Origin of the sequence: Streptomyces sp. NBC_01363 (assembly GCF_026340595.1) — a bacterium.
Taxonomy (GTDB): Bacteria; Actinomycetota; Actinomycetes; order Streptomycetales; family Streptomycetaceae; genus Streptomyces.
Genome location: NZ_JAPEPF010000002.1, coordinates 2655805 through 2676254 on the forward strand (window position 1 = coordinate 2655805; position 20450 = coordinate 2676254).

Sequence of the window (20450 nt, forward strand, 5' to 3'; positions counted from 1 at the left end):
CGGATGTCGATGCGGCCGGTGGGGCTGCCGGAGATCCCGGAACAGACCGTGGCGGTGGCGCGGGCGGCGTTCCCGAAGGGAAGCCTGGCGATACGGGTGCGGGACCGCCTTGCGGAAGTCTTCGTCGCCGAGCCGTTCGCGGGGGCATTCGGGGTGCGTGGGGCTCCGGGGCTGTCGCCGGGGGTGTTGTCGCTGGTGACGGTGTTGCAGTTCGCCGAGGACCTCACTGATCGACAGGCTGTGGCGATGGCGGTGCGGGCCATCGACTGGAAGTACGCGCTTGGGGCGGAGCTGACGGACACCGGCTTCGATGCCAGCGTGTTGTCCAGGTTCCGGGCCCGGCTCGCGGACAACGGCATGGAGCGGGTGGTCTTCGACCGGCTCCTTGAGCACTGCAAGGACGCCGGGCTGGTGGTGGCCGGGGGCAAGCAGCGCACCGATTCCACCCATGTGATCAGTGCGGTGCGGGACTTGAACCGGCTGGAGCTGGCCGGGGAGAGCGTGCGGGCGGCGCTGGAGGCTCTGGCGGTCGCGGCGCCGATCTGGCTGGCCGGACAGATCGACGTGCCGGAGTTCGCCGAGCGGTACGGACCGAGGACCGACGGCTGGCGGATGCCGTCCTCACAGGCCAAACGCGACCGCCTCGCCCAGGTCTTCGGCCAGGACGCCCTCGCCCTGTGCCGGGCGGCCTGGGCCGAGGACGCCCCGGTGTGGATCCATGAGGTCGAGGCGGTGCATCTGCTGCGGCAGGTCCTGGTGCAGACCTACATCATCCGGTCCGATGCCCGGGGACGGCAGGTGATCAGGAAGCGGGACGCCGACGACGGCGTCCCGCCCGGTCAACTCCGCCTGGCCTCCCCCTACGACGCGGACGCACGCTGGGCGGCCAAGGGCGATGACCTGTTCTGGATGGGCTACAAGATCCACCTCACCGAAACGTGCGGCACACTCCCCAACGCCAACGCCAACGCCGACGCCGACGCCGACGCCGACGCCGACGCCGACGCCGACGCCGACGCCGACGCCGACGCCGACGCCGACGCCGACGCCGACGCCGGGTCCGGGTCCGGGGCCGGGAGGATGCCGAATCTGATCACCGACGTGCACACCACCGACGCGACCGTGCCCGACGTGAAGGCGACCGCTCCCATCCAGCAGAGCCTCGCGGAGCACGGCGTGAAACCGGCCGAGCACTACCTCGACTCCGGCTACCCGTCGGCCGACCTGATCACCAAGGCCACGCAGGACGGTATCCGCATGGTCACTCCGGTCCTTCTGGACCACTCCGCGCAGGCCAAGGCGGCCGAAGGCTTCGACAAGAACGCCTTCACCATCAACTGGAAGACCCGCCAGGTCCGCTGCCCCGCCGGGAGGATCAGCTCCCACTGGAACCCCGTCCAGCAACACGGCACAGACGCCATCGTGGTCACCTTCAGCGTCCTGACCTGCCGCGACTGCCCCTTCCAGAAGCAGTGCACCACCTCGAAGACCGGCCGTCGCATGCTCACCCTCAGGCCCGAAGAACTCCACGACAACCTCGCCAGGGCCCGCGCCGAGCAGAAGACCGACACCTGGAAGAACAAGTACGCCCTCCGGGCCGGCGTCGAGGGCACCATCAACCAGGCCCTCGACATCACCGGCATCCGCCGGGCCCGCTACCGCGGCCTACCGAAAGTCCGCCTCCAACACGCCTTCTCCGCCACCGCGCTCAACGTGATCCGGCTCGACGCCCATTGGACCACCGGGCCACTCGACCGCGCCCGCCACAGCAGGCTCGAACGACTCAGCTACCAACTCTCCGCCTGACGAATTACGCAGCAGAGTCGCCTCCCCGTCCAAAACCGTGTCTGGCCTGAGCACCATGCTGGCGACGGCCAAGTCCATCCAGTGCTGGGTGACGCCCCTGCCGGACCGGGCGTACAGCACAACGGTCTCGCCGGTACGACGCAGCACCATCCCGTGGCCGCCGTTCTCCAGACTTTGAGGTGTCTCATGAGACAGTCCAGCGGTGGTCTTGCCGGAAGGGACTGCGGCGGTGTCGTACTGTCCCGTGAAGCCATGGCGAGCTGTTGGTGCTGGTGCCCTCGCGCTGTGCAGTCGGGATGGCTGGACTTGGTCGAAGAAGGCGAGGGCTTCGGAGGGATCCGGGCTCACAAGGCGTTCCAGACCGGCCGTCGTGATCTTCGCCCACCTGCTGGCCCGTGCCCACATCTGTTCCTCGAAGGCGCGGACGACCTCGTCCAGATCTTCAGGGCCGGTGGCGATGGACTCGGCGAGTTCGGCGCCTTCCAGCATCGCGAGGTTCGCGCCGGCCCCCAGTGGGGGCATCAGGTGGGCGGCGTCGCCCAGTAGCGTCACTCCGAAGACGTGGGTCCAGGTATGGGACACGGGCAGGACGTAGAGGGGGCGGTGGACGAAGGCGTTGCCGTGGCGGAGGAGGTTGAGGACGGGAGCGGCCCAGCCGTCGAACAGAGCCAGCAGGCTCGATCGCACGGCCTCGACATCGGCCAGGTCCAGGTTCGTGTGCCAGTCCAGCGGCGCGCGGAACTGGGCGTACACCTTGGCGTGGCCGCCGCTGTTGCGCTGGGCGACGAGAGCTCGGTTCACGCCGTACACAGCCACGGAACCGTCGCCGATCAGCCGGGCGAGGTCGGGGTGGCGGGTGTCTACGTCGTCGAGGGAGGCCTCGACATAGGTGACGCCGGTGTAGTGCGGTGTCGCCGACGAGACCGCCGGGCGGATCCGGGACCAGGCGCCGTCCGCGCCGATCACGAGGTCGAACGTCTCCTGCCGCCCGTCCGCGAAGTGGACCAGTACGCCGTCCCGGGTCCCCGGCACCACCTGCGTCACGCCCCGACCCCACTGGACGTCGAGAGGGCCGAGCAGCAGGTCACGGAGTTGCCCGCGGTCGATCTCGGGGTTGGCCTGTTCATCTGGACGGGGTCGCCAGTCGCGCAGGACAGTTCCGTCCGTGTCCAGGATGCGCATGGCCTGCCCCTCGGGACGGGACAGTGCCTGGAACTCCGCCAGCAGACCGGCCTTGTCCAGTGCGAGCTGGCCCAGCCCTTCGTGCAGGTCGAGCGTGCCGCCCGGGGGGCGGGCGTCGAGGGCGGGATCGCGTTCGAGGACGGCGACGGGGTAGCCATGGCGGTGCAGGACACGGGCGAAGGTAAGGCCGGCAGGACCGCTCCCGACCACTGCGATGCGATGCGTCATGCCGATACACTGTATTAGTTCATTACGATGTATCGCAACGGTACAATGTCACCATGACTGTGTGGGACCGGCCGGAGCCGCCGACTCAACCCGTGCCGCTCGACCGGGAGCGGATCGTCGCCGCAGCCATCGCGCTGGCCGACGAGGGCGGGCTAGAGGCGGTGTCCTTGCGTAAGATCGCCGCCCGCCTGGACGCCGGCCCCATGCGCCTGTACAGATACATCTCCACCAAGGAGGAGCTGTTCGACCTCATGGTGGACGAGGTCCACGCCGAGATCCGCGCCGAGGAGCAGCCCGGTGACTGGCGGGAGGCGTTGCACGTCCTCGCCCAGCGCACCAGGCAGGCCGCCCTCCGCCACGAATGGCTGGCCGACCTTCTCGGCGGTCGCCCGGCCCTGGGTCCGAACCGCCTTGCCGTGACCGAGGCCACGCTGGCCGCCTTCGACGGCCTCGCGGACATCGACACCGTCATGCGCGCCGTGGAGACTGTCAGCGCCTACTTCATCGGCGCGACCAGGCGCGAGATCGCGAACCTGCGGGCCGAGCGCGCCACGGGCCTGTCCAAGCTCGACTGGCAGCGGGCCTCCGGCCCGCATCTGACGAGAATGCTGGCCACCGGCCGCTTCCCGGCGCTGGCCAGGGCCGTGTACGACGGCACGGACGTGGACGCCGAGGCATCCTTCGCGACCGGCCTGGACTGGGTCCTCGACGCCGTGGCCGTCAAACTCACCACGCCGCCGGCGTGACGCTTTGCTCTTGCCCGAGCGCCAGTCGTGGGCATGATGCCGGTGGTCATTCTCGCACTGCGTGCCCACGATCGACGAAACCGGCTCGACCGGGCGCATCGCCTCATCCAGCAGGATCGGCGTACCCGGAGGCACCAGACGCCGGGCGAACAGAGCTGACAGCTCTGCCTGACTCAATCCAGCGACCTGGCCGACCTTCCGTTGGTCGGTGAAGAACAGCTGCACGTGACCCCGCAGAAATGCGTCACCACTCTGGCAACGGTCAGTCTTCCGATGCCGGTCGGAAGTGTGCTGGGAGATGCCGCGATGCCACTCGGATGAGACAACTTCAAGTGTCTGGAGAACCGTCCAGCTTCGGCTCGTACCACCAGCCCGGCCCCTGGGGCAGGACCGGGACGGCCTGGGCCAGTGCCACCTTGGTCGGGAACTCCACGGAACCGATCCTGCGAGCCCGGCGCCCGAGAAGCGCGTCGGGCGGTCCGTACGGCCTACGCCTGCTTGTGACCGAAGTAGGTCCTCGCACTCACGATGGTTCCTCATCACCGGCGAGCCGAATGTTGATCGCGGTCTCAAGCTCAGTCATCGTGCGGCGAAAGGCGGTCTCCAGATCGACGTCAAAGCGGCGAGCCAGAATGAGCACCGACCACAGACAGTCCGCGAGCTCATGCTCCAGCGCCACTCGCCCGCCCGGCATGTCCCGAGCTCCCTCTTCGGCCATGACCAGCTTGGCCAGGTCACCGACATCGCCCACGAAGCCGAGCATGAACTCTTCCCGTGTCCAGACCCGGCCCCGTTCACGCCGGTTCAGCCGGTCGTACAGATCATGTACTCGCATCGCCTGCTGCTGCAGCGCGTCAAGGCTCATCCGCGCCTCCCGCCGGTCCACGTCGGACCCACATGCTCTCAAGCCGGGCGTTCAGCCACACTGCTCCAGCCCCGTCTCGGGCCTGCAGATCTGGCACGGCTCGATGTCCGGCTCGGCCAGCGCGATCATCGCCTCCTCTCGGTCGAGGAATCCACCCTCGACCGGATACAGCGCACAGTCCCCGCGGTGCACCAGAGCCACCGACGACGACCGCTGCGGCTGGATCTTCCACCGCATCGCGGCGTGCGCCTGCTCCCAACGCCGCCGCTCCTGCTGCTCCGCGATCTCCAGTTCCCGGATCCGGCCCCGGACCTGACGCAGCTGCCACTCCAGCCAGTCGGCCAGGGCTTGGTTCTTGTCCAGGTCGGATATGCCGCCGGACACGGCTACGCCTCGGCCGGCTCGTGTGCGTGCTTGAGCGCCATACGTGCCGCAACACGGTCGCCGGCTTCGACGGAATCCCAGAAGGGATGTGTGGACACAGCGATGCTGAGCTCCCGGAGCCGGGCGCGGAAGCGGGTGACTTCCGCGGCCTGGTCCTCGGTGTACCCCGGGCTGTCCGGCTTCGCGGAGATGTAGTTGCTGTGGAGCTGCTTGTCGCTCTCCCAGCCGGGCATCGGCTCAGCCCGACCACGGCAGGGTCTTGGCGTACTCCTCGGACGCGGCACGGGTCTCGTCGAGGGCGGCCTGGGCGTCGAGGAGGTCCTGCGGGAAGGGGAAGGATTTCGGCACGCCGCAAGGGTGCGTCTGTTCGAATTTCGGATGCGAGTGGCGCGCCGAAACCCTACAAAACGGGCACGATCAGGTCTGGAGCGAGCCACCCTCGCCCCAGACCCGCACCCCGTCGCGCGGGTCACATCTCCTCCGGGCGCAGGTCGCGAACCCACCGCCTACTTGGTCGTGTGTGTGGGGTAGACCTGAACGTCGGTGTAGGCGCCCTTGATGTCCCCCGCGCCCGCGGGCCACTTCAGGTTCACGGTGTGGGTCTCGTTCGGGGGCGTCACCAGGATGTTGGTCGGGGACGCGAGGCTGTCGCCGGTGTTGTCGATGTCGTAGGCGAGGTCGAAGACAGCGGCGTCACCGGGCTTCAGGGTGGTGATACGCGGCTGGGCGTGGCCGCGCTCGATGGGGTTCGAGGTGTTGTCGGCGTCCTTGATGTCGACGCCGGCGAAGCCCGTCGCCGAGCAGGTGGTCGAACCCCGGTTGATCATGGTGATGTCGATCCTGCCGGAGTCCTCGTCGGGCGCGGCGTCCATGGCGTCGATGGCCAGGTCCTGCGTCTTGCAGAACGTGACCTTGCCGCCGGTCTTCATCGTGCCGTTCGCGGCTGCCTTCGCCTCGGTGTCCTCACCGGAGCCCGACTTCGCGTTGCCGGCCTCCGAGCCGCCGGAGCCCGGGCCGCCCTGCAACTTCGAGCCACCGTCCGAAGACGAAGAAGACGAGGACGAGGACGAGGAGCCCTTGGAGGACGAGTCCTTCCCGGAGCCGTCGCTGCCACAGGCGGTGAGCGAGAGGGCGGCGGCGACGCCGACGGCGGCAAGAGCAGTGACGCGGGTGTACTTCACGGTGTTCCCCCAGGAATAACGCGGTGCATGCGGTCGGAAATATTTGTATCCCGCACCGAGTCACAGGCGGCCCTCCACGACGTCTTCGTTCCGTCACAGGCGTATCGACCTCACGGTCCGCCAAGGCGTCACCGTACGGTCACCCGCCTGGCCCGAGTTCGACCTCTGGCCCCGGTCGTAGCCGTGTCTCCACCGGCAACGCGGTCCGGTCCGGCACTCTGTGCCCATGACCGACGTCTTCGAGCACACCCCGCAGGTCTGGAATGCCTCGCAGCTTCGCGACGCACTCAAGGACCTGCCCGATGACGCGCCCGTCCACATCGGCGTGGCAGACGACCCCGGCGACTTCGACGGATACCGGGACTTCGTCCTCGTGGACGCTCATCAGGTGGAGAACTGGTGGCCGCCCACCTCCACAGCGCCGGAACGTACCGAGACAGCACAGGAACTGACGCTGTTCGCCGACTGGGAACCGGGCGCATACGACCGTCTGGACTGAACCGGGACCTACCGCGGCGCCTCGCCCCGGGTAGGGGGTCAGGTGGGGTTCAGCGGAGTATTGCCGGGTACCCGCGTACAGCTCAGGTTCCAGCGACAGGACCGTGAACGGCTCCCCCGCCTTCACCGCGTGAAGCGCGCGACTGTTGTCACCGTGGCCTCGATCGTCTCTGGCTCAAGCCGTGATCAGCCAGCCTCCAGGGCATCGGCCCGCCTTTTTAGGTTTGCCGCGATGCCGTCCCAGTCCGGTCCGTGAAGCCACAGGTTCTCGGCAGCCTCGCGCATCAGCACCGGCTCGTCCGGCCGTTGCAACAACACCAGCCGAAAGGCCAGATTCCGGACCCAGACCGGCAACTGGCCGTCGACCACGTGCGGACTGAGCTCACGCAGCATCGCGAGGATCGCATTCGCGTCCGCGAAGGTCAGCTCCTCAACGAAGTAGTGCTCCCGGTGTTCCTGGTCGCACTCCGGCGTGGGCCCGTACTCGTCTCCGTAGAGACACCACGCGTGCTCCGTCAGGGTGCTGTGCATGTCCTGGAGCCTACGACGCCATGATCCGTCGACGGCCTAGTGCCGGATCAGGCAACGTTTGCCCTGTTGTGATGTGACGCGCCGTCCGGGTGCTGTGGTGGACGGCGCGTGGCCGTCATTCTGTCCGGGTGGCAGAACGAGTGCGTGTCCGAGAGATCGATGACGATGAGGGGCGGCGGCTGCTGCGGATTATCCGCAGAGGCACCGGGTCTGTGGTGACCTGGCGGCGGGCCCAGATGGTGCTGCTATCCGCGCAGGGCATGCCGGTGGCGAAGATCGCCGAGGTGTCGTTCACCAGCGACGACCGGGTCCGGGACGTGATCCACAACTTCAACGCCGACGGCTTCGACTCTCTGTATCCGAAGTACTCCGGTGGCCGGCCCAAGACGTTCACGCTGCCGGAGCGCCGTGAGATCAAGAAGATCGCGAAGTCCAAGCCGGCCGAGCACGACCTGCCGTTCTCGACCTGGAGCCTGTCCAAGCTGGCGGACTTCCTGGTCGCCGAGGGGGTGGTCGACGACATCAGCCACGAGGGTCTGCGCATCCTGCTCCGCGAGGAAGGCGTCTCCTTTCAACGCCTGAAGACCTGGAAGACCTCCCGTGATCCGGACTACGCGGCCAAGAAAGCGCGGGTTGAGCACCTGTACGCGATCGCCGACGGCGAGGTCATACCCGAGAACGGCGAGCCCGAAGTCATCTTCTGTATGGATGAGTTCGGGCCGCTCAACCTGATGCCCCACCCGGGCCGGCAGTGGGCCGAGCGCGGCGGCAGGCACAAGGACCCAGATCGCGAACCGCGCCGACGGCGGCGAGCGACCTGCAACCGTTACGGCGGGGTGCGACACCTGTTCGCCGCTCTGGATGACTCTGCTGCGCAATTCCTGGGTCAGGCTGTGAGTCGGTAGGCGAGGCGTTCGAGCCGGCTGCTGCGGGTGTGATGCTGGTCGTGTCCGGTCCAGTGGGCGTCGAGTCTGATCACGTTGAGTGCGGTGGCGGAGAAGGCGTGTTGGAGGCGGACTTTCGGTAGCCCGCGGTAGCGGGCCCGGCGTATGCCGGTGATGTCGAGGGCTTGATTGATAGTGCCTTCCACACCCGCTCGCAGGGCGTACTTGGCCTTCCACGTCTCGGTCTTCTGCTCGGCGCGGGCCTGGGTGAGGGCTTCTTCTGGCTCTCTGGGGCGCAGGGTGAGCATGCGGCGGCCTTTCGCGGAGCTGGTGCATTGGTCGCGGAAGGGGCAGGGGCGGCAGGTGCGGACGCCGAAGGTGATGACGATCGCGTCCGTTCCGTGCTGTTTCACGGGGTTCCAGTGCGCGCTGGTCTTGCCGGCGGGGCAGCGGACCTGGCGGGCCCTCCAGTCGATGATGAAGGCGCTCTTGTCGAAGCCGGCGTGGGCCTTGGCCTGGGCGGAATGATCCAGCAGAACCGGGGTGACCATACGGGTGCCCTGTTTCAGCGCGGCGGCGATGAGGTCGGCGGATGGATAGCCGGAGTCGAGGTAGTGCTCGGCGGGCCTGATGCCGTGCTCGGCCAGGCGCTGTTGGACCGGGGCGGTCGCTTTCACATCGGGCACGGTGGCATCGGTGGTGCACACGTCCGTGATCAGATTCGGTGCCGCCCGGACACCGGCTTCGGCTTCGGCTTCGGCTTCGGTGGGAGTGTCGCAGGTCTCGGTGAGATGGACCTTGTAGCCCATCCAGAACAGGCCCTCGCCCTTGGCCGCCCAGCGTGCGTCCGCGTCGTAGGGGGAGGCGAGGCGGCGATGACCGGGCGGGACACCCTCGTCGTCGGCGGCCCGCTTCTTGATCACCTCCCGTCCCCTGGTGTCGGTGCTCAGGTAGTACGTCTGGACGAGGATCTGCCGCAGGATCTGTACGGACTCGATCTCACGGATCCATGGGGGTGTGCCGGGTGACCAGGCCGCCCGGCACAACGCCAGCGCGTCCTGGCCGAAGACCTGCGCGAGCCGGTCGCGTTTCGTCTGCGAGGCGGGCATGCGCCAGCCGTCCACCCGCGGCCCGTACCGGTGAGCGAACTCGGCGACATCGACCTGCCCGGCCAGCCACGACGGCGCCGCGACAGCCAGGGCCTCCAGCGCCGCCCGCACACTCTCCCCGGCCAGCTCGAGGCGGTTCAAGTCCCGCACCGCACTGATCACATGGGTGGAATCGGTCCGCTGCCTGCCCCCGGCCGCGACCAGCCCCTCCTCCACGCAGTACTCAAGGAGACGGTCGAAGACCACCCGTTCCATGCCGTTGTCGGACAGGCGGGAACGGAACCGGCTCAGCACACTGGCATCGAAGCCGGTGTCCGTCAGCTCCGCCCCGAGCGCGTACTTCCAGTCGATCGCCCGCACCGCCATCGCCGCGGCCTGCCGATCGGTCAGATCCTCGGCGAACTGCAACACCGTGACCAGGCACAACACCCCCGGAGACAAACCCGGAGCCCCACGCACCCCGAACGCCGACGCGAACGGCTCGTCCGCGAAAACCTCCGCGAGCCGGTCTCGCACCCGTATCGCCAGGCTCCCCTGCGGGAACGCCGCCCGCGCCACCATCACGGTCTGCTCCGGGACTTCCGGCAGCCCCTCCGGCCGCATCGACATCCACACCACCCCCACGGCCGCACGACAGGACAACGACCGTACAGACGATCATCCCGTGCCCACCTTCACCCCCGCACGGAATTGCGCAGCAGAGTCCTGGATCTATCCAAAGACACTCTACGGCCACATCAAACCGGTCAAGCGGCGGACTCAGTTCCTGGAGTTCTGCCGCTACCTGCGCAGCCTCTACCCGGCCGACGTCAGGATCGCGATCGTGGCCGACAACTTCTCCCCGCACCTGACCACGAAAAGGTGTCAACGGGTCGGCATCTGGGCTGCCGCGAACAACGTCGAGATCGCCTACACACCGACCAACAGCTCCTGGCTCAACTGTATCGAGGCCCAGTTCACGGCCCTGCGCTACTTCACCCTGGACGGAACGGACCACGCCGACCACAAGGAACAGGGCAGCATGATCCGCCGCTACATCATCTGGCGAAACCGCCATGCCGACGACCAGCGCCTACAAGCCGTCGTCGACAGGGCAAACGTTGCCTGATGCGGCACTAGTCACGGACTCGGCTCCGGCGTTGGTGGATGCGTTGGCGGCGACGCTGAAGCTCCTCGCACTGCCAGCACAGCCACCCTTCTTGAGGGGAGAGGACTGTTGCGTTCGAGCAGGACGGGCTTGCGCATTTTGTGCGTTGCTCCGGCCCGTCGTGGATGAAGACGCGCTTCTCACCGTTGCTCTGCAGGTCGTAGCCGGTAGGCCGCTCGGTCAGTACGTGGGCGTCGTGACGCAGGGGGTGGAAGGGTACGAATTCGTTGGCGACATGATCGGGGTCGTCCGTGTTGAAGTGATCGTGGCAGCGCTGGGCCCACCAGCGGCGTACGACGTTGAAGTCGGCGAGGTGCCAGACCCAGATGTTTCCGCCGGTGAGCTCGAGAACCTGCTGCCCCAGCCTGCCGGTGGCCTGTTCCTGGTCGATGCCGGTCAGTTCCCAGCGTCCTTCACTCAGGTCGCAGATTCCGTTCTCGCAGCGCTGCTCAGTGAGGGCGTCGTGGGCGATGCACTGCAGGTCCTCGATGGCGCAGGGTCCGATCCGAAGCGAGCCGTGACAGTCGATCACGTGGCGGATGTGCTGGACCTGTTCGGGGCCGGGGCTTTCGACTTCCTCCTCTGTGACGGTCTCGACGAACGGGACGAACTCGCCGCTCTCGATGGCGGTGCGCATCCGTACCGCAAGACGGCGGACGACGTCCTGCAGGTCAGAAGGGAGATCGGGGTGGTCGGCTGCTGGGCAGACTGCGGGGTGAGGGATCCGGCAGTAACCGCTGGAGGCATCGGTGCCTGGATAGGCCACTCCGCGGTGAATGTGCCAGCGCATCTTCGCCGGAATACGGCGGGTGGGAAACTCGCAGGTCAAAGGAATTCGCAACCCGTCATGCCGTTCGAACCACTCGACAGGGGTGCCGCAGTACTTGCACAGGGATGCGGCAGCCCTCCGAAGGACTTTCGTCCGGTTGGAACGGTGTAGGTGCATCGGCATGGGGCCCATTCCCGGCTGGCCTGTTGTGCTGCGTCAGTTACAGAACGACGTTCCTCTGACGCAGGACACGGCAGGTGAGGGCCTGCCAGCGCGGCACTCGGAGGTCAGTGCCCCGGTCCCCCAGGGAGCTCGTTCCTCCCGTCGTGAGGCCGGCGGTCGAGCGTGCTCCAGGCAGGGGAGGCCGTCAGCTAGGAAGATGTCCGGCAGGCATTACGGGGCCGCCGGTCCAAGGCTGGTCAGGCGCCAGGTCCGTACAGAGGGGCTGCTGGGCGAAGGTTCCTCAACCAGCAGCAGTGGTCCGTGGGGTGTGCCTGCCCGCGCCGCGAGCCAGGTGTCCAAGTGCTCAGTGTGCGGCCTTTCCCCGAGGCGGGTCCGGGGCACGAACGGCGTCAGCGCGCTGGCCGTCAGCAGCTCTTCAGCGGAAGTCGGCTCGGTGTGAGTGAGGTTGTCCTTCCATTCCTCAAAGAAGCGGTTCCACACATGATCCGGGTTGACGTCGTGCTCTGCTTGGACGGGGCCCGGGGTGGGCGCTGCCGGATCAGGTGCCTTCGGACAGTTCAGAGAGCCTCGCGCGTCACGCCACGCCCACGTCTCGTCCGTGTTGTAGGCATCCTTTCGCTCTTCGAGGTAGACGCCGCAGTATCGGCAGGGGCGGGCACGAAGCTCGAGTGGGCTGCATCGCGGACAGTCTTTCCGGTCAATCCTGCGCCTTCCGGGGCTGTAGCACTTTCCGCACCAGTCGGCAGGCAGAGGCTGGTGATCGCCTGGATAGATCGGCGTCCCCTGCTCGGCGGCCATCCTGATGGTCACCCCTGCTCTCGCGAGGCCGGCATACGCCGAAGCCGCGGCAAATCGGCCGGCTGCGGCGTGCTGCTCGGCTAAGGCGAGATACTCCTCGGGTGTCACCTGTTGTCTCCTTGACGATGGATTGACGGGACGACCGTGTCACTGGCGGCACAGGGGTAACGACGCGGTGGCGTGGAGGTTCTCGTTCCAGGTGCAGCGACCACTCCAGCGTTCACGGACGTGTCCGGCTCCTTCTGGGGTGGGAACCACTGACAACCAACCCCGGCCGCTTGTCGGCTCGGGATCGACGGGCAGGCCAGGAGCCTGCCTGCCCGTGCCGCGGCCAGCCCCTCGGCCACCTCCGGGCCTACTCCTGGGCGCGTGTATCGACCTGGGGCGCGGTCGCAGCCAGAGGTGTCGTCCGCGAGCAGGCACGTGCTGAGCGACAGACTTCCGGGTTCCATCCCTGCTGGTCAGCGTTGGGGCTCCTTGAAAATGGCTCTGCCCGCGACTCCGTAGCCGGTCTTGCCGGGCCTTCCCCTCAGCACGGTCGGCGCCGCCATCAGCATGACGTTGCTGCAGCCGCCGACTGCCCGATGACGATCCATCGCCCTGGCGACCGTGTGGAGTTCTAGAGTGAAGGGTCCGCCAAGGGGCGCCACTCGAATGTCGTTCCTCCCGTGCCGCGCGGTGCCCTCGTGATGTCAGGCGGCGCGCTTCACGTGGCAGACCAGCCACATCAGCAGGGCATCGAGGTCGGCGGCGGCCGAGAGGATCCGGTCGACCGCCTCGGGGGTGTGCAGCCACTCCTCGCAGCCGAGCGGGCGGGCTGCGATCAGCGAACGATGGCGCAGCAGGTTCGTACGGGGGTGGTCCGTCGGATAGCCATACGGGGGGCGTTTCATCACGTCCCCGGAGATGTCGTAGCCCTTCTTCCGTACGTCCTCGAGGATGGCGGACAGTTCGCGGCCGCTCCTCTCGGAGGCCACGGCTTTGCGGAACATGTCCACCTGGCCGGGATCGGGGTACCACCAGGCGCCTTGGATCCGCAGGCCGTCCAGGGAGAACCGGAGACCGATCTCGATCTTGCGGCCGAGTCGGATCACCGCGCCCTGGTGCTGCCACCACCAGGAGTCGGTGCGGTAGTGCCAGACGGAGAAGTCCTCGTACCGGGGGTCGGTGTCCGCGACCTCGTTGAGCAGGGCGATCATCGGCTGCCGGACCAGGCGTTCGCGGTCCGCGCGGTAGCGCTCGCGGGTCGCGTGGGTCGGTTCGCCCTGGAGCTGCCACAACACGTCCATGGCCTGCTCCGGCCAGCCGGTGAACTGTCCGCGCATGCGCGCAGGATAGCTCACCCATGATCCGCGCGCGGAGAGTGAGACGGGCAGGGATGCGTAACCCCTGACAAGGTGGGAGGTGTTGCGGCGGGGCTCGCCGGCCAGTTCGATGTGCCGTGCGCGGTGGGCGACTTCGTCGAGGAACATGGCGAGTGCAGTCGGTATGAAGCGGGCGGTGAGATTGTGCAGTCGACTTGAGATCCCACAGAACCTGTAGGATCTCGCGGCTCGTGTCATAGAGCATTGCGCTGACCAGCAGGTTCCTGATCTGTCTCAGGACGTTGCCCTATGCCTCTGTCTCACCTCCCATGGCATTTCCTCGCGGGGCGACACGAGCGTGCTGGATGATGGGGCGGTGCAGCTCCCCTACGTCTACCGCGTCACCAAGTACGACCCCGCCGACCGTGACGAACACGGGTATTACACCGGCAGTCAGGACACCGTCAGCGATCACGGCGAGGTCGAGGCGTCGTATCTTCAGGCGGTCGCGGCGTTTGCTGAGGACACCGGCGTCGATCACCTGGCAGTACGTGAACCACAGATCCCGTCCATCGCGCACTTCGGCGTGGAGCCTCCGGTGGACGGCTTTGGGTTGAACGGGCTCTTCCCTGGCGGCCCTACCGGTTTTCACGACGGGGCAGAAGTACCGCTCGGAATCGGTCTGGAACTGGTGCGAGCCATGTTGCGTGATAGCGGCGCCTGGTGCCGGCTGGAGGTGGAAGGCACGTTCGCAGTCCACGTGGGATGGGACCAGTACCTCTACATCAGCAGCAGCCGGCCTTGCGAGGAAGCGTTGGCCCATACCCGGGAGCTCGGACTGTTCCCAGAACGCCTGGACGCCTCCCCGTATGCCTTCGGGGCCGAAGAGGAAGAGCAGGTCATCCAGCGGCCCGGCGATGACGACTTCTGGGCCGACCTGCATTGGGCAGTCGTCACCGGCCGTGCAGGAATCCTGGAAGAGACATATCTCGAAGGTGCCTCACGATGGCACCACCTCACCAGCGACACCATCGACCCCGTTCGCGTTGGACTGGCTCCCCGGGCCCGTCTCGCCGTCTGGCCGTCCCTGTCCACCGACATCGACGCCGTCCTGAGAGCCCTGCCCGCTGATGGCCTCGTCGAAGTCGTGTGGCAGGACGACGACGGCAACATCCGCAGCGCCATCGCAGACGAGGACGAGTTCCCCGAACTGGCCGCCCGGATATCCCGTGCCCATGCCGCCGTGCTCCTGTCTGTATACGCGGGTGAATCTGTGCCTCTGTGCACTGCTGTCATGCCCGACAACGACGGAGTCCTACGGGCTCGTTGGCGAACCGAGCCGACGCCGAGCGACCGCGACTGGGCACTTCGTCAGGCCCAAGGGTGAGCGCTTCGACCGGCTGTCCTGTCGCAGTGCACCTGACAGACGGCGAGCTGCTGACCTACCGGGTTGCCACGTCGCTTGAGAGCGATGGCCCTCGGCATTCTCAAACGACGTGGCTTTCACGGAAGTTGCGTTCGCCGTACTGCTGGAGCGTGGAACGCGGTAGGGGGTTGCTGCGTTTCAGCGGTATGAGAAGCACTGTGATTGTGGTGACAGTCGGCGTCGCCGCCGGTGTCTGCCTGATTTTGGTGGATCGCGCTTTGCTGTGGGCAGAGCACCGTGGGTGGATCTATTACCGCAAGACGAAGGGGCGTACTTCTGCGCTGGTAGAGGGGTTCTCTCCAGCCGCGCAGGCGGTGAAGCAGGCGATGGAGCAGGAGAGGTTCCGCAAGAACGTCCGGATCGGAGAGGGGACGCCACTTGGCGTTGACCTGGACGAGGGCGTCGCGCGGGTCCGTCGCTCAGAGCCCGGTCGGCAAGAATCCGCCAACCCGAATGAGATCGAGTAAGAATCGGCCAGCTTGAATGCGACAGAGTGCCACCGATGTGCCATCGGAGCTGAGATTGTGCTGCGAAATTTGAGACCCTACAACCTGTAGGATCTCGCGGCCCGGGGCACCGCTCGACGCCGTGACCTGCGGCTTCTCTGGTTGTCTCATTGCTTGGCCAATGAGTTCTGTCTCACCACCGCGTCATTTCCTCTGCGGGGATTTTCCTGGCCGCAGCGGCCACGCGTTTCCCGACGCGGGTCAGCTTCACCGTCAGGGCAGCAGGACGACCTTGCCGAGGTTGGCACGGGCTTCGATGATCTCGTGCGCTCGTGCCGCATCAGCCAGCGGAATTTGGGCGTGAACGGCCGGCTGCAACTGCCCGGACAGGGTCAGCTTCCACAGCTCCTCACCATGCTGGTCATAGAGCTCGCGCTGAGTGTCGACAAACCTCGCCATGGTGAGCCCGGTGATGGTTTTCGATCCTGCCAGGAGGTCGAAGGCCGGAACGGTGCCGCCGCCCGAGTTGAAGAAGACGAGTCGCCCGCCGGGTGCAAGGGCGGAGACGGCGCGTGAGAGTAGATCTCCACCGACTCCATCCAGGACGACATCGACTGGCTCCCCCCAGTGCTCGCTGTCGTAGGTCACGATCTCGTCAGCGCCCAGACCGCGGAGGAATTCCGCCTTGGTGTGCGAGCTCACGGCCGCGACGACCCGTCCGATGCCCTGAAGCTTGGCCAGTTGGACCGCGAGATGCCCCACTCCGCTCGCGGCACCCGTGATCAGGACCGACTCGCTCACGAGAGGGCGGGCCGCGGCGAGGGCGGCGAGGGCGACGTGTCCGCTGCGCACCAGCGCGACGGCTTGGATGGCGCTCGCTCCGTCCGGTATGCGGCTCGCCATGAAGCCGGGGGCGATTGCCTGTTCGGAATACGAGCCGCCGCTGAAAGTGAGCGACGTGATGCGGTCGCCGACCTCGAAATCCGTCACGTCCGGGCCGAGTGCGATCACCGTTCCGGCGACCTCGCCTCCAAGGACTCCCGGTAGCGGCGTCCTGCCGCCTTCGCCGCGAACCTTGCGCACGGAGGGAAGAGTCACACCGATGGCTTCCGTGCGGACCAACAGTTCCCCCGGGCCGGGCTTAGGGGCCTCCGCATCTTCGACGCGGAGCACTTCCGGACCGCCGTACTCATAAAAACGAACCCGCCGCATGCACACCTCCAGGTCATTGGGAGACCCAACGATACCGAAGGATCATAGGGAACCCCAATGATTTTCTGGTTAGTCTGGCCCCATGTCCGACACCACCCGCGCTCCCGCCCGTATCCGCTCCCTCCCCAGCTGGCTCCTGGGTCGCGCCGCAGCTCGGGGACACCGGCTCGTCGCCGAAGCCCTCGCTCAGGTGGGCATGCGGATGATGCACCATGCCGTCCTATCGGCAGTCGCCGAACTGGGACCCGTATCGCAGGCCGAGCTGGGCCGCAGCCTGAGCATCGATCCCAAGGACATGGTCGCGATCCTCAACGACCTCCAGAACGATGGCCTCGTGACCCGAGCGCCGGACGCCAAGGACCGTCGCAAGAACGCCATCACCCTCTCGCCGAGCGGGAAACGTCGCCTGCTTCAGACGGAGAAACTGGGCCGTGAGGCGAACGATGAGCTGACCGCTGTCTTGACGCCTGCCGAGCGGACCCAGCTCATGGGTCTCCTCGCGCGCATAGTCCAGCAGGAAGAGCCCTGCGCTGAAACCGGCCCAGGTGGCGAATAGCAGCTCGTCACGCATGCCGGGAAGACAGCGAGGCAGCCGTCCCACCCTCAGGTCAGGAAGCCTCAGCATCGTGTCCAAATCCTCGGCCGACGCCTTCCATGGTCACGTTCCGGAGCCGGACTTTCGCACCGCTGCGGCAACGCTCCTGCCGAACCGGGTAGGTCTCATCCTGCGGCCGCGTTCGGCGCGCTCGATCAGGGGCCGGCCCAGGTCTCTCTCCAGGCGGTTGATCTGGGTCACCAGCGTCGACTGGTGAATGCCAAGGGCTCGGGCGGCTTCAGTGACGGTGGGGTAGGGCAGGGCGGCGACGAAGCGTTCGAGTCGCTGTCGGCCGGATGGGCTCGTGAGAGCGTCACGTAGGACGGCAGGGATGCCGGTGGCTTGCTCGCCGGCGCGGAGGGCGGCGTCGTGGCTTGCTCCTCCGCGGGGCGGAGAGGGATCTTGTGGGTGTGTGCCCAGCGGGCCATGTTCGCGGGGCTCATTCCCTTCTCCTGGGCGAGGTCGGGCAGGGTCCGGCGGTGAACGGCGTACTGCTCGATGAGCCAGTCGCGGTCGATGGCGCCGCGGCGCTTGTAGTCCTGTGGACCCTCGCGGAGCGGGATGCCGTACTCCTTGGCGAGGTCAGTCAGCACTCTGCGGGAGAAGCCTGTGAGGTGGCGATCTGCTGGAGGGACTGGTGTTCGTCGAGGTAGAGCCCTCTCTGTCAGCCTTGGGTGAGACATCCCGTTCTGCGGGGTTAGCCTGAGAGGGTGTTCGGTACCTTTTCAGGCTGCCGCGGGCGGTTTCGGGCGGAGGTATTGCCCGATTTGGCTCGGGCTCGCGGTCAACCTGCTGGCCATGGAATTGACCATGGCCCAGTGGATCATCGACCGGGACCGCTCCGGCAGCGCCTCGTAGTCACGGTGCAGACGCCGGTAGCGGCTCATGATCCCGAAAGTCTGCTCTACACGCCAGCGGACCTTCTGGACCACAAAGCCTTTCTGTTCCGCATCACGCGCCACGACTTCCACCTCGATGCCCAGGGCGGCCGCGTGCGTGATCATCTTGGACTTGTACCCAGCGTCCACCCACGCCTTCGTCACCGTGGGCAACTTCGCGGCCAGGGCGTCGGCAACGAGTTTGCCGCCGTTGGTGTCCTGCACGCCGGCGGCCGTGACGATGAGAACCAGCAGCAACCCGAGTGTGTCGGTGGCGATATGCCGCTTGCGGCCCTTGATCCGTTTGCCACCGTCGTACCCTTGCGTGCTCTCCGGCGCATTCGGTGACGCCTTCACCGTCTGGGCATCGATCACCGCGGCGGTCGGCAGTATCCGGCGCCCCTTCTTCCTGCGTAACTGGTCACGCAGGGTGTCGTGGACCTCCTCGGCGGTGCCGTCCGCTTCCCACGCCCTGAAGTAGCCGTAGACCGTGGTGTGCGGCGGGAAGTCATGGGGCAGGTAGCGCCAGGCCACCCCCGTCCGGGCAACGTAGAGGATCGCGTTGACCACCTCGCGCAGATCGGTGGTGGGCTCCCGCCCTTCGGCCCGCGCGGCCCGCCACTCCAGCAAAAGGGGCTCGATCAACTCCCACTGATCATCCTTGAGATCCGAGGGGTAGGCACGTCGCTCAGTCACAAGATGATCAAAACCGATGACCCCGACGTCGCGCTACGAGATCATGGAAACAAGTCCATCTCGCCACACCGCGGACCGGACAGATAGGGGGATCCCCCTACCGAACACCCTCTGAGAGGGCACGACAGGGGAACCGTCCCTTATGCCCAGCACAGAGCCCGTCGGGTCCGACCCGGCGCCGAGGCCGAAGCGCCGCACTTTCACCTCGGAGTACAAGCTGCGGATCGTCGCCGAGTACGACGCCGCGCCCAGGAACGAGAAGGGTGCGGTCCTGCGCCGGGAACGGCTCTACCACTCGCATGTCAAGGAGTGGCGGGCCGCCCGGGACGCCGGGGCCCTGGAAAACCTGGTTGACCGCCGGACCAGCCCGGCCCGGGCGAAGAAGTCCGCCGCGGAGGTGGAGAACGAAAAGCTGCGGCAGCAGGTGGAGCGCTTGCAGAAGGACCTGGCACGGAACAAGGCCGCACTCGAGGTGATGGGAAAAGCCTCCGCGCTCTTGGAAATGATCTCCGAGAGCGCGGACTGAAGCCTGCCGCCGACCCTGTCGTGGACGAGGCGTTCACCGGCGTCGAGGTTCAGCTGGGCATCACGGCCGCCTGTCGGCTGACCGGCCGCTCCCGCGCCACGCACTACCGCCGGCTCCGGCCCCCGCCACCACGCAGAACACGTGCCCCACAGGTGCAGCCGTCGGCCCTGACGGCCGAAGAGCGGGCTGCGGTACTCGAGTTGATGAACGGCGACGAGTACGCCGAGCTGGCGCCCGCGCAGATCTGGGCCCGCGAGCTGGATGCCGGGCGCTATCACTGCTCCGTCTCGACGATGTACCGGATCCTGCGCGAGCAGGATCAGTCCGGTGAGCGCCGACGGCAGGCCACCCATCCCGCCAAGGCGGTGCCCGAGCTGGTCGCCACCGGGCCCTCACAGGTGTTCACCTGGGACATCACCAAGGCGGCCGGACCGGCCAAGAGCGTCTGGTATCACGCCTACGTGATCATCGACATCTTCAGCCGGTACATCGTCGGCCACACCGTCGAGCGAGCCGAATCAGCTGTGCGGGCCGAGGAGCTGATCCGCGAGACCATCGCCCGCAACGGCATCGTGCCCCAGACCGTGCACGCGGACCGCGGCACCTCGATGACGTCGAAGAAGGTGTCCCAACTACTGATCGATCTGGGCGTGACGCGGTCGCACTCGAGGCCGAAGGTCTCCAACGACAACCCTTACAGCGAGGCTCAGTTCAAGACCACGAAGTACATGTCGGACTATCCCGAACGGTTCGATTCGCTGGCCCACGCCCGCGAGTGGTTCGACGCGTTCATCGCGTATTACAACCATGAGCACCGGCACTCGGGTATCGGCTGGCACACACCCGCCTCCGTCCACTTCGGGACTGCCGAGGAGGTCCGCGACCAGCGCGCGGTCACCCTCGCCGAGGCATACGCCCGTCACCCCGAACGCTTCGGCCGCCGCCCCAGACCACCCGAGATACCCCAGACAGCCTGGATCAACGACCCGGCCAAACGCAGGGAACCCACACCACAAACTTCATAGCGTCACGACCGTCTCACTGGACTTGAAATCT

General features: G+C 66.9%; 20 protein-coding genes and 3 pseudogenes. 10 read left to right on the plus strand and 13 right to left on the minus strand.

Features of this window, described 5'->3' with window-relative positions:
* The first annotated feature begins 3 nt into the window (after positions 1-3).
* Positions 4-1806: a transposase gene (locus OG611_RS39425; protein ID WP_266425285.1), complete on the plus strand. Its 1803-nt coding sequence runs from the start codon at positions 4-6 to the stop codon at positions 1804-1806.
* 294 nt (positions 1807-2100) lie between these two features.
* Here OG611_RS39425 and OG611_RS39430 read toward each other — a convergent pair.
* Positions 2101-3216, minus strand: a pseudogene (locus tag OG611_RS39430) (FAD-dependent oxidoreductase); the annotation flags it as partial.
* Between the two features lie 53 nt (positions 3217-3269).
* Between OG611_RS39430 and OG611_RS39435 the strand changes: the two are divergent.
* A complete protein-coding gene (locus OG611_RS39435) occupies positions 3270-3962 on the plus strand; it encodes a TetR/AcrR family transcriptional regulator (protein ID WP_266425288.1) in 693 nt (230 codons plus the stop codon).
* A gap of 523 nt (positions 3963-4485) precedes the next feature.
* Here OG611_RS39435 and OG611_RS39440 read toward each other — a convergent pair.
* The 4 genes from OG611_RS39440 to OG611_RS39455 form a co-directional block, all read right to left on the minus strand.
* Positions 4486-4827, minus strand: a complete 342-nt coding sequence (locus OG611_RS39440; protein WP_266425292.1) for a MazG nucleotide pyrophosphohydrolase domain-containing protein — start codon at positions 4825-4827, stop codon at positions 4486-4488.
* Between the two features lie 51 nt (positions 4828-4878).
* Entirely contained in the window at positions 4879-5211 is a 333-nt protein-coding gene (locus OG611_RS39445; RefSeq protein WP_266425294.1) for a DUF6233 domain-containing protein, read from the minus strand.
* A 2-nt stretch (positions 5212-5213) separates the two neighbouring features.
* Positions 5214-5444 (minus strand): hypothetical protein, encoded by a 231-nt coding sequence (locus OG611_RS39450; RefSeq protein WP_266425297.1) that lies wholly within the window; start codon positions 5442-5444, stop codon positions 5214-5216.
* Positions 5445-5717: 273 nt separating this feature from the next.
* Positions 5718-6392, minus strand: a complete 675-nt coding sequence (locus OG611_RS39455) for a DUF4232 domain-containing protein (protein ID WP_266425034.1) — start codon at positions 6390-6392, stop codon at positions 5718-5720.
* Between the two features lie 226 nt (positions 6393-6618).
* On the opposite strand from OG611_RS39455, the gene OG611_RS39460 reads away from it, so the two are divergent.
* Positions 6619-6891, plus strand: a complete 273-nt coding sequence (locus tag OG611_RS39460) for a DUF6225 family protein (protein ID WP_266425032.1) — start codon at positions 6619-6621, stop codon at positions 6889-6891.
* Positions 6892-7076: 185 nt separating this feature from the next.
* Here the strand turns inward: OG611_RS39460 and OG611_RS39465 are convergent, their stop codons facing one another.
* On the minus strand, positions 7077-7421 hold the full coding sequence (locus OG611_RS39465) for a hypothetical protein (protein WP_266425303.1): 345 nt from the start codon (positions 7419-7421) through the stop codon (positions 7077-7079).
* A 128-nt stretch (positions 7422-7549) separates the two neighbouring features.
* Here OG611_RS39465 and OG611_RS39470 point away from each other — a divergent pair.
* A pseudogene (locus tag OG611_RS39470) lies at positions 7550-8284 on the plus strand (helix-turn-helix domain-containing protein); the annotation flags it as partial.
* 23 nt (positions 8285-8307) lie between these two features.
* On the opposite strand, the gene OG611_RS39475 reads toward OG611_RS39470, so the two are convergent.
* On the minus strand, positions 8308-10023 hold the full coding sequence (locus OG611_RS39475; RefSeq protein ID WP_266425309.1) for an IS1182 family transposase: 1716 nt from the start codon (positions 10021-10023) through the stop codon (positions 8308-8310).
* 115 nt (positions 10024-10138) lie between these two features.
* Between OG611_RS39475 and OG611_RS39480 the strand changes: the two are divergent.
* A pseudogene (locus tag OG611_RS39480) lies at positions 10139-10522 on the plus strand (transposase); the annotation flags it as partial.
* A 7-nt stretch (positions 10523-10529) separates the two neighbouring features.
* Here the strand turns inward: OG611_RS39480 and OG611_RS39485 are convergent.
* Positions 10530-11522 carry a DUF6083 domain-containing protein gene (locus OG611_RS39485; protein WP_323180245.1) on the minus strand — a complete coding sequence of 331 codons (993 nt, stop codon included), beginning with the start codon at positions 11520-11522 and terminating at the stop codon, positions 10530-10532.
* Positions 11523-13003: 1481 nt separating this feature from the next.
* Positions 13004-13636 (minus strand): DUF2461 family protein, encoded by a 633-nt coding sequence (locus tag OG611_RS39490; protein WP_266425313.1) that lies wholly within the window; start codon positions 13634-13636, stop codon positions 13004-13006.
* 355 nt (positions 13637-13991) lie between these two features.
* On the opposite strand from OG611_RS39490, the gene OG611_RS39495 reads away from it, so the two are divergent.
* A complete protein-coding gene (locus OG611_RS39495) occupies positions 13992-15002 on the plus strand; it encodes an RNA-binding protein (RefSeq protein WP_266425316.1) in 1011 nt (336 codons plus the stop codon).
* A 206-nt stretch (positions 15003-15208) separates the two neighbouring features.
* A complete protein-coding gene (locus OG611_RS39500; protein ID WP_266425319.1) occupies positions 15209-15508 on the plus strand; it encodes a hypothetical protein in 300 nt (99 codons plus the stop codon).
* Positions 15509-15760: 252 nt separating this feature from the next.
* Here the strand turns inward: OG611_RS39500 and OG611_RS39505 are convergent, their stop codons facing one another.
* Positions 15761-16699 (minus strand): zinc-binding dehydrogenase, encoded by a 939-nt coding sequence (locus OG611_RS39505; RefSeq protein ID WP_266425322.1) that lies wholly within the window; start codon positions 16697-16699, stop codon positions 15761-15763.
* A gap of 82 nt (positions 16700-16781) precedes the next feature.
* Between OG611_RS39505 and OG611_RS39510 the strand changes: the two genes are divergently transcribed.
* Positions 16782-17255, plus strand: coding sequence for a MarR family winged helix-turn-helix transcriptional regulator (locus OG611_RS39510; RefSeq protein ID WP_266425325.1), 474 nt, complete (start codon positions 16782-16784; stop codon positions 17253-17255).
* Positions 17256-17357: 102 nt separating this feature from the next.
* Here OG611_RS39510 and OG611_RS39515 read toward each other — a convergent pair whose 3' ends face one another.
* The 3 genes from OG611_RS39515 to OG611_RS39525 all read right to left on the minus strand — a co-directional run bounded on the left by OG611_RS39515 (position 17358) and on the right by OG611_RS39525 (position 18868).
* Positions 17358-17555 (minus strand): LysR family transcriptional regulator, encoded by a 198-nt coding sequence (locus OG611_RS39515; protein ID WP_266426287.1) that lies wholly within the window; start codon positions 17553-17555, stop codon positions 17358-17360.
* Positions 17492-17887 (minus strand): hypothetical protein, encoded by a 396-nt coding sequence (locus OG611_RS39520; RefSeq protein ID WP_266425328.1) that lies wholly within the window; start codon positions 17885-17887, stop codon positions 17492-17494. Before OG611_RS39520 ends, OG611_RS39515 begins: the two co-directional genes overlap by 64 nt.
* Positions 17888-18019: 132 nt before the next feature.
* Positions 18020-18868, minus strand: a complete 849-nt coding sequence (locus tag OG611_RS39525) for an IS5 family transposase (RefSeq protein WP_266425104.1) — start codon at positions 18866-18868, stop codon at positions 18020-18022.
* Between the two features lie 142 nt (positions 18869-19010).
* On the opposite strand from OG611_RS39525, the gene OG611_RS39530 reads away from it, so the two are divergent.
* A complete protein-coding gene (locus tag OG611_RS39530; protein ID WP_266425331.1) occupies positions 19011-19394 on the plus strand; it encodes a hypothetical protein in 384 nt (127 codons plus the stop codon).
* Positions 19395-19414: 20 nt separating this feature from the next.
* Complete coding sequence (locus tag OG611_RS39535; protein ID WP_266425334.1) at positions 19415-20419, plus strand: IS3 family transposase; 1005 nt, start codon at positions 19415-19417, stop codon at positions 20417-20419.
* Positions 20420-20450: the final 31 nt, after the last annotated feature.

Bases quoted from the DNA above. Each gene is read 5' to 3' on its own strand.
- OG611_RS39425 (WP_266425285.1), top strand. From the start codon at position 4: ATGTCGATGCGGCCGGTGGGGCTGCCGGAGATCCCGGAACAGACCGTG.
- OG611_RS39435 (WP_266425288.1), top strand. From the start codon at position 3,270: ATGACTGTGTGGGACCGGCCGGAGCCGCCGACTCAACCCGTGCCGCTC.
- OG611_RS39440 (WP_266425292.1), bottom strand. From the start codon at position 4,827: ATGAGCCTTGACGCGCTGCAGCAGCAGGCGATGCGAGTACATGATCTG.
- OG611_RS39450 (WP_266425297.1), bottom strand. From the start codon at position 5,444: ATGCCCGGCTGGGAGAGCGACAAGCAGCTCCACAGCAACTACATCTCC.
- OG611_RS39460 (WP_266425032.1), top strand. From the start codon at position 6,619: ATGACCGACGTCTTCGAGCACACCCCGCAGGTCTGGAATGCCTCGCAG.
- OG611_RS39465 (WP_266425303.1), bottom strand. From the start codon at position 7,421: ATGCACAGCACCCTGACGGAGCACGCGTGGTGTCTCTACGGAGACGAG.
- OG611_RS39475 (WP_266425309.1), bottom strand. From the start codon at position 10,023: ATGTCGATGCGGCCGGAGGGGCTGCCGGAAGTCCCGGAGCAGACCGTG.
- OG611_RS39485 (WP_323180245.1), bottom strand. From the start codon at position 11,522: ATGGGCCCCATGCCGATGCACCTACACCGTTCCAACCGGACGAAAGTC.
- OG611_RS39490 (WP_266425313.1), bottom strand. From the start codon at position 13,636: ATGCGCGGACAGTTCACCGGCTGGCCGGAGCAGGCCATGGACGTGTTG.
- OG611_RS39505 (WP_266425322.1), bottom strand. From the start codon at position 16,699: ATGCGGCGGGTTCGTTTTTATGAGTACGGCGGTCCGGAAGTGCTCCGC.
- OG611_RS39510 (WP_266425325.1), top strand. From the start codon at position 16,782: ATGTCCGACACCACCCGCGCTCCCGCCCGTATCCGCTCCCTCCCCAGC.
- OG611_RS39530 (WP_266425331.1), top strand. From the start codon at position 19,011: ATGCCCAGCACAGAGCCCGTCGGGTCCGACCCGGCGCCGAGGCCGAAG.